Here is a 717-nt window from a genome sequence, read left to right on the forward strand (position 1 = left end):
ATAAAGTGCGTCGTAGTTCGGATTGGGGTCTGCAACTCGACCCCATGAAGTCGGAATCGCTAGTAATCGTGGATCAGAATGCCACGGTGAATACGTTCCCGGGCCTTGTACACACCGCCCGTCACACCATGGGAGTGGGTTGCAAAAGAAGTAGGTAGCTTAACCTTCGGGAGGGCGCTTACCACTTTGTGATTCATGACTGGGGTGAAGTCGTAACAAGGTAACCGTAGGGGAACCTGCGGTTGGATCACCTCCTTACCTTAAAGAAGCGTACTTTGAAGTGCTCACACAGATTGTCTGATGAAAATGAGCAGTAAAACCTCTACAGGCTTGTAGCTCAGGTGGTTAGAGCGCACCCCTGATAAGGGTGAGGTCGGTGGTTCAAGTCCACTCAGGCCTACCAAATTTGCACGGCAAATTTGAAGAGGTTTTAACTACATGTTATGGGGCTATAGCTCAGCTGGGAGAGCGCCTGCTTTGCACGCAGGAGGTCTGCGGTTCGATCCCGCATAGCTCCACCATCTCTGTAGTGATTAAATAAAAAATACTTCAGAGTGTACCTGCAAAGGTTCACTGCGAAGTTTTGCTCTTTAAAAATCTGGATCAAGCTGAAAATTGAAACACTGAACAACGAAAGTTGTTCGTGAGTCTCTCAAATTTTCGCAACTCTGAAGTGAAACATCTTCGGGTTGTGAGGTTAAGCGACTAAGCGTACAC

Annotated in this window: 2 tRNA genes and 1 rRNA gene; all 3 read left to right on the plus strand. The window is 47.8% G+C overall.

Features of this window, described 5'->3' with window-relative positions:
* Nucleotides 1-258 (plus strand): 16S ribosomal RNA (locus tag ACFFRH_RS44845); the annotation flags it as partial.
* Nucleotides 259-326: 68 nt separating this feature from the next.
* Nucleotides 327-403 (plus strand) — tRNA-Ile (locus ACFFRH_RS44850).
* A 42-nt stretch (nucleotides 404-445) separates the two neighbouring features.
* Nucleotides 446-521, plus strand: a tRNA-Ala gene (locus tag ACFFRH_RS44855).
* The last annotated feature ends 196 nt before the right edge of the window (nucleotides 522-717 follow it).

Origin of the sequence: Streptosporangium vulgare, assembly GCF_042428775.1 — a bacterium.
Taxonomy (GTDB): domain Bacteria; phylum Actinomycetota; class Actinomycetes; order Streptosporangiales; family Streptosporangiaceae; genus Streptosporangium; species Streptosporangium vulgare.